General features: G+C 69.4%; 5 protein-coding genes and 1 pseudogene. 5 read left to right on the forward strand and 1 reads right to left on the reverse strand.

The features are described 5' to 3' along the window. Positions 1–911: LacI family DNA-binding transcriptional regulator (locus GH736_RS14550; protein ID WP_203230783.1), on the reverse strand; the 911-nt coding region annotated here is incomplete at its 3' end. Between the two features lie 144 nt (positions 912–1,055). Here GH736_RS14550 and GH736_RS14555 point away from each other — a divergent pair. From GH736_RS14555 to GH736_RS14575, 5 genes and pseudogenes are all read left to right on the forward strand, one after another. Continuing rightward, positions 1,056–3,110 carry a beta-galactosidase gene (locus tag GH736_RS14555; RefSeq protein ID WP_407922352.1) on the forward strand — a complete coding sequence of 685 codons (2,055 nt, stop codon included), beginning with the start codon at positions 1,056–1,058 and terminating at the stop codon, positions 3,108–3,110. After that, the gene (locus GH736_RS14560) at positions 3,107–4,054 is read left to right on the forward strand and encodes a carbohydrate ABC transporter permease (protein WP_159604564.1); all 948 of its coding nucleotides are present in this window, start codon (positions 3,107–3,109) and stop codon (positions 4,052–4,054) included. The genes GH736_RS14555 and GH736_RS14560 overlap by 4 nt, the downstream gene beginning before the upstream one ends. Next, on the forward strand, positions 4,051–4,989 hold the full coding sequence (locus GH736_RS14565; RefSeq protein ID WP_203230784.1) for a carbohydrate ABC transporter permease: 939 nt from the start codon (positions 4,051–4,053) through the stop codon (positions 4,987–4,989). Before GH736_RS14560 ends, GH736_RS14565 begins: the two co-directional genes overlap by 4 nt. A 78-nt stretch (positions 4,990–5,067) precedes the next feature. Continuing rightward, a complete protein-coding gene (locus tag GH736_RS14570; protein ID WP_159604568.1) occupies positions 5,068–6,390 on the forward strand; it encodes an ABC transporter substrate-binding protein in 1,323 nt (440 codons plus the stop codon). Between the two features lie 9 nt (positions 6,391–6,399). Continuing rightward, positions 6,400–6,663, forward strand: a pseudogene (locus tag GH736_RS14575) (alpha-galactosidase); the annotation flags it as partial.

Below are 6,663 nucleotides of genomic sequence, written 5' to 3' on the forward strand. Positions count from 1 at the left end.
GCCTCGTCGCCGAAGACATCACCACTGGCCGACTCACCCTCTAGCAATTTCGCGCTGTCGTCGAAGCCGACGACGCCGGTGTCGCGCGGCACACTGCGCCCCGTCGAGCGCAGCGCCTCCATCGCGCCGGCTGCGACGGCATCGGATGCCGCGAACACGCCGTCGATCGCCGGATCCCGTTCGAGGAGTGAGAGCATGGCGGCCCGCCCCTCGGAGTACGAGTAGAACGGGATCGGCTCCACGATCCGCTCGTCGAAGCGGTCGCCGAGCGCGTCGGTGAATCCGGCGAGCCGGTCGGCCCCGGAGTCCCGGTCGAGGGCGGCGGCGATCATCGCGATGCGACGGCGGCCGGTGCCCATGAGGCGTTCGGTGATGGCGCGCGCCGCACCCCGGTTGTCGATCCCGATGTAGGCACCCGAGACGAGCCCCGGCGGGTGTCCGACGTACACCGCGGGCAGTGCGAGCCGCTCCACGACCCGGGTGATCGGGTCGTTCTCTCGAGCCGAGACGATGATCACGCCGTCGACGAAGCCCCCGCCGAGGTACCGGGCGACGCGGTCGGTGTCGCGGTCGGAATCGACGATCAGGCACACCATCTGGTGGTCGGCCTCTGACAGTGTCGTGTTGGCGCCGAGCAGGATCGAGCCGATGTTGGGGTCCTCGACGAACAACGAGTGCGGTTCGTGCACGATGAACCCGATGGCCTGCGTGCGCTGCATGACGAGGTTGCGCGCAGCCGTGTTCGGCGTGTACCCGACCTTGCGGATCGCCGCTTCGATGGCCTCACGCGCGTGCGCGGAGACGTACCGCTCGCCGTTCACGTACCGGCTGACCGTGCCGCGCGAGACACCGGCCTCCGTGGCGACGTCGTGCACGGTGGCGCGCCTCGGCGAGTGCGACGGGGTGGACACGAGACTCACTGTATCGCCCCCGAAGAGTTGACATCCGGACGACACGATGCAAATGTGTGTACGTTCACAGACATTCGCCGGGGAGTTGTCGCCGTCGGATCTGTGCACGTTCACAGATGCACGAGCACGATCGACGGAGCGCACATGGACCACCTCGCCACGATGGCGCCGCAGCCCATCGCCGACGCGTCGCGTCCCCGCTTCCAGCACCAGGGCGTGGCCTTCGGCTGCGACTACAACCCCGAGCAGTGGGACCCCTCGGTCTGGCGCGAGGACGTCGCACTCATGCGGGAGGCCGGCGTCGACCTCGTGGCCGTGAACATCTTCGGCTGGTCCCGCCTGCAGGGTCCCGACGCCTCGTTCGACTTCACCGACCTCGACACCGTGATCGAGCTCCTGCACGAGGCGGGCATCCGGGTGAACCTCGGCACTGGAACCGCATCGCCGCCGCCGTGGCTCACCGCCCGTCACCCCGAGATCCTCCCCGTGATGGCCGACGGCACGACCCGGCATCCGGGCGGTCGGCAGGCCTGGTGCCCCAGCTCCCCCGTGTTCCGGGCCCACGCCCTCGCCCTCGTCGACGCGGTGGCCGCGCGGTACGGCGAGCACCCCGCCGTCGCGCTCTGGCACGTGTCGAACGAGCTCGGATGCCACAACGCCCTGTGCCACTGCGATGCGAGCACCCACGCGTTCCGCGACTGGCTCGAGCGGCGTTACGGCACCATCGCCGAGCTCAACCGGGCCTGGGGCACGAGCTTCTGGAGCCAGCGCTACACCGACTGGAACGAGATCGGCACCCCGCGCCTCACGGTCTCCACGCGCAATCCGGGTCAGGTGCTCGACTTCCACCGGTTCTCCTCCGACGAGCTGCTGGGGTACTACCGCTCCGAGGCCGCGGTCATCCGCAGCCGCAGCGAGCGGCCGATCACGACGAACTTCATGGTCACCGCGCACATCCGCACGCTCGACTACTGGACCTGGGCGCCCGAGATGGACGTGGTGGCGAACGACCACTACCTCGACCACCGCCTCGAGGATCCCCGCGCCGAACTCGCCTTCGCCGCCGACCTCACCCGCGGACTCGCCGGTGGCGAGACGTGGCTCCTGATGGAGCACTCGACCGGATCGGTCAACTGGCAGCCCGTCAACGCCGCCAAGGAACCCGGACAGATGCTGCGCGACTCCCTCACCCACGTCGCCCGCGGCGCCGACGCCGTCTGCTTCTTCCAGTGGCGCGCCTCCCTCCAGGGATCCGAGAAGTTCCACTCGGCGCTCCTGCCGCACGCCGGCACGGCGTCCGCGCTGTGGCGCGAGGCCGTCGAGCTCGGCGCGATCGTCGGTCGACTCGACGAGGTCGCGGGCGCTCGCGTGGTCGCCGACGTCGCCCTGCTCTTCAGCTGGGAGTCGTGGTGGGCGAGCGACGCCGAGAATCGCCCGACCCACGAGATCGAGTACCTCGACCAGGTGCACGCCCTCTACGGCGCACTGCGCGACCTGGGCGTCACCGTCGACATCGTGCGGCCCGGTGCCGACCTCACGGGGTACCGGCTCGTCGTCGTGCCCGGCCTCTACTCCGTCCGCGACGCCGAGGCCGCCACCCTCGACGACGCCGTCGCCGCCGGCGCCCACGTGCTCGTCACCTTCTACAGCGGCATCGTCGACGAATCCGACCGGGTCCGTCCCGGTGGCTACCCCGCCGTGTGGCGCGACCTGCTCGGCGTGCGGGTCGAGGAGTTCGCCCCCGTGCTGCCCGGCACGCCGCTGGGGCTGGAGTCCGGTGCCTCCGCGTCGCTCTGGAGCGAACGCATCGAGGCGACGGATGCCGCGGTCGTCGACCGGTTCGCCGACGGCCCCGCAGCCGGGCGACCCGCGATCACCCGCCGCGCCGCGGCATCCGGAACCGACGCCGGTGACGCCTGGTACCTCGGCACGCTGCTCGAGAGGGACGCCCTGCGTGACCTCGTCGGCCGCGTGCTCGAAGGTGCCGGGGTCGAGGCCGACCCCGCGGCAACCGCCTCGGTCGAGGTCGTGCGCCGGGTCGGCGCCGAGCACTCGTACCGCTTCATCATCAACCACGGCACCGACGACATCGACGTCGTCGCCCGCGGAACCGAACTCGTGACCGGCGACGCCATCGCCGGATCGTGCCTCGTCCCCGCCGGAGCCGTGCGCGTCATCAGAGAGGAAGGAGCGGCATGACCGCCCCCGTCACCACCACCGGCGCCTCCGCAGCACCCAGGACCAGCGCCGGTCCCTCCCCCGCGCCGCGGCCACGCCGACGCGTGCAGCACCCCGGAGCCATCATCGCGTTCGTCGCCCCGTTCGGGCTCCTGTACCTGCTGTTCTACGTCGTGCCCATCGGGTACGCCATCTACCAGTCCCTGCTCGTCGTCGAGCGCGAAGGCACCTTCGGCGAGGCCACCGAGGTGTTCGGCGGGCTCACCCAGTACGCGCTCGTCTTCCAGAACGAGCCGTTCTGGACCTCCGTCGGCCGGGTCCTCGCGTTCGGCGTCGTGCAAGTGCCGATCATGCTCGGCCTCGCGCTCCTCTTCGCGCTGCTGCTCGACTCGCCGCTGCTGCGCGGCAAGAAGTTCTTCCGCCTCGCGTTCTTCGTGCCGTACGCGGTGCCGGGCGTGATCGCCGCCATCATGTGGGGCTTCCTGTTCTCCCCGAACCTCTCGCCGTTCCAGGAGCTGACCCGCAACGTCGACTTCCTCGGTGCCGACCTGGTGCTGTGGTCGATCGCGAACGTCGTGACGTGGGTGTTCGTGGGCTACAACATGCTCATCATCTACTCGTCGCTGCTGGCGATCCCCGCCGAGATCTACGAGGCGGCGGTGCTCGACGGTGCCGGCCAGGGACGCATCGCCTGGTCGATCAAGATCCCGCTCGTGCGTCCTGCACTCATCCTCACCGCCATCTTCTCCATCATCGGCACCCTGCAGCTCCTGGCCGAGCCGCAGGTGTTCCGCTCGTTCAGCTCGGCGGTGACGAGCACGTACACGCCGAACATGACCATCTACGCGACGTCCTCGATCCCGAACGTGAACCTCGCCGCGGCCTTCTCGGTCGTGCTCGCGCTGGCCACGTTCATCCTCTCGTTCACGTTCCTGCGCATCACCCGGAAGAAGGCCGAAGCATGAGCGCCGCGATCGACACGGATGCCGCACACGGCAGCATCGGCTCGGAAGCTCCCATCGGGCGCACCCGTGGCGGTGCCGCCCCCGCAGGACGCGGGCCGCGGGAGCGGTTCGTCCCGCGCGCCGGAGCCATGCTCGTCATGGGCGTGTTCACGCTCTACTTCCTCATCCCCATCTGGTGGCTGCTCGTCGCGTCGACGAAGGACCGGGCCGACTTCCTCGGCACCGATCCCCTGTGGTTCGCCGACTTCGCGTTCTTCGACAACGTGGCCGCGCTGTTCGCCTATCGCGACGGCGTCTACCTGAAGTGGATGCTCAACAGCGTGCTCTACGCCGGCCTCGGCGCGCTCGTGGCCACGCTGCTCGCGGCAATGTGCGGCTACGCACTCGCGAAGTACCGGTTCCCGGGCCGCGAGACGATCTTCAACGTCGTGCTCGGCGGCGTGCTCGTGCCCGCCACCGCCCTCGCCCTGCCGCTGTTCCTGCTGTTCAGCCGCGTGGAGTTGACCAACACGTTCTGGGCGGTCTTCCTCCCGAGCGTCGTCAGCCCGTTCGGCGTGTACCTCACGCGGGTGTTCGCCGAGGCATCCGTGCCCGACGAACTGCTCGAGGCGAGCCGCCTCGACGGCGCCGGTGAGGTGCGCACCTTCTTCACGGTGTCGATCCGCCTGATGTTCCCGGCGCTCGTCACCGTCTACCTCTTCCAGTTCGTCGCGATCTGGAACAACTTCTTCCTGCCGCTCATCATGCTGCGTAGCGAGGAGCTGTTCCCGGTGACCTTCGGCCTCTACGCGTGGAACTCGTCGATCAACCAGTTCCCCGAGCTCCGCAGCTTCGTGCTCGTCGGAGCGCTCCTGTCGATCATCCCCCTGATCGTCACCTTCCTCCTGCTCCAGCGGTACTGGCGTACCGGCCTCGGCACGGGCGCGTTGAAGTAGGACCGCGTCCCGACGGCGGGACGCCACCCATCCAGCACCATCCCCACCCAGCACCACCACACCGAGAAAAGGAACACCATGCGTCACACGAAACGAGCGGTCGCCGCAGCCCTGCTCACCACCGTCGCGATCGCGATGGTCGGATGCTCCGCCGGAGGGGGCGGCAGCGACGCCGCATACTGCGAGCCGGCGGACGGCGACGTCAACCTCACGTTCACCTCCTGGATCCCCGGCATCGAGGACGCCGTGGCGATCTGGAACGCGGACAACCCCGACATCCAGGTCGAGGTGCAGACGGGCCCCTCCGGCAACGCCGGCACCTACCAGAACTTCTTCAACCAGCTCGAGGCCGGCAACGCACCCGACCTCGGCCAGATCGAGTACGACGCCCTGCCGAACTTCCGCGTGCAGGACGGCCTCGAGAACCTCGCGGCGTGCGAGGACATCGTCGCCGCCGAGGACCAGTTCCTGCCGTGGACCTGGAGCCAGGCGAGCCTCGGCACCGACGACGAGCTCTACGGCGTGCCGCAGGACCAGGGCCCCATGGGCCTCTTCTACCGCAGCGACCTGTTCGAGCAGAACGGCATCCCGGTGCCCACCACGTGGGACGAGTACAAGGCGGCAGCGGAGCAGATCCGCGCGCTCGGCGGGTACATCACCAACTTCTCGCAGACCGACATCAACCAGTTCGCCGGATTCGTGTGGCAGGCGGGCGGGCAGTGGTTCCAGAACGACGGCGACGAGTGGACTGTCGACCTGACGAGCGAGGAGTCGACCAAGGTCGCCGAGTACTGGCAGGACCTCATCGCGAACGACCTCGTCTCGACCTACCCCGCCTGGACCGACGAGTGGAACAACGCGTACAACTCCGGTGAGGTCTGGACCTGGAACTCCGCCGTGTGGGGGGCCAACTCGATCCTGAGCGGCGCACCCGACACGGCCGGCAACTGGTCGGTCGCGCTCGCCCCGCAGTGGGAGGCCGGCGGCGAGACCGCGGGCAACTGGGGCGGTTCGTCGGTCGCGGTCTTCAAGGGCACCGAGCACCTCTACGAGGCTGCGAAGTTCGCGCTGTGGCTGAACACCTCGGAGGAGGCGCTCACCTCGCTCAACCAGACGGCCCAGATCTACCCGGCAACCACGGCCGGCCTCGAGCTTCCCGTGCTCAAGGAGGGCGTCGACTTCTACGGCGGCCAGAAGATCTACGACGTGTTCGCCGAGGCGGCCACGCAGGTGAGCCCCGACTTCACGTGGGGCCCCACCATGACGCAGACGTACGCCGACGTCTCGGACGGCTTCAAGGCCGCCGCGAGCGGTGACGGCACGCTCGTCGACGCACTCACCAAGGGCCAGGCCTCGACCATCTCGACGCTCGAGGCCCAGTCCATCCCGGTCGCGGAGTAACCTCACCCCGTGATCCATCACCTCCGTGCCGCGGGCGTCAGCGTCGTCGTCGACGCCCGCGGCACGGGCGTGCCCGCCGTGCTGCACTGGGGCGCCGACCTCGGAGCGCTCGACGAGGCCGCCCTCAGTGCCCTCGCCCTCGCCACGGTGCCCGCGGTGCCGCCCTCCTCCATCGACGAGCCCCTGCGGCTGAGCCTGCTGCCCACGTTCGGCGAGGGCTGGAGCGGCCGCCCCGGACTCCAGGTGTTCCGGGATGCGTCGGAGGCCGACGGT

Origin of the sequence: Agromyces humi, from assembly GCF_009720255.1 — a bacterium.
Taxonomy (GTDB): Bacteria; Actinomycetota; Actinomycetes; order Actinomycetales; family Microbacteriaceae; genus Agromyces; species Agromyces humi.

Excerpts from the sequence above, each read along its gene's own strand:
- GH736_RS14555 (WP_407922352.1), top strand. The coding sequence starts at position 1,056 with ATGGACCACCTCGCCACGATGGCGCCGCAGCCCATCGCCGACGCGTCG.
- GH736_RS14560 (WP_159604564.1), top strand. The coding sequence starts at position 3,107 with ATGACCGCCCCCGTCACCACCACCGGCGCCTCCGCAGCACCCAGGACC.
- GH736_RS14565 (WP_203230784.1), top strand. The coding sequence starts at position 4,051 with ATGAGCGCCGCGATCGACACGGATGCCGCACACGGCAGCATCGGCTCG.
- GH736_RS14570 (WP_159604568.1), top strand. The coding sequence starts at position 5,068 with ATGCGTCACACGAAACGAGCGGTCGCCGCAGCCCTGCTCACCACCGTC.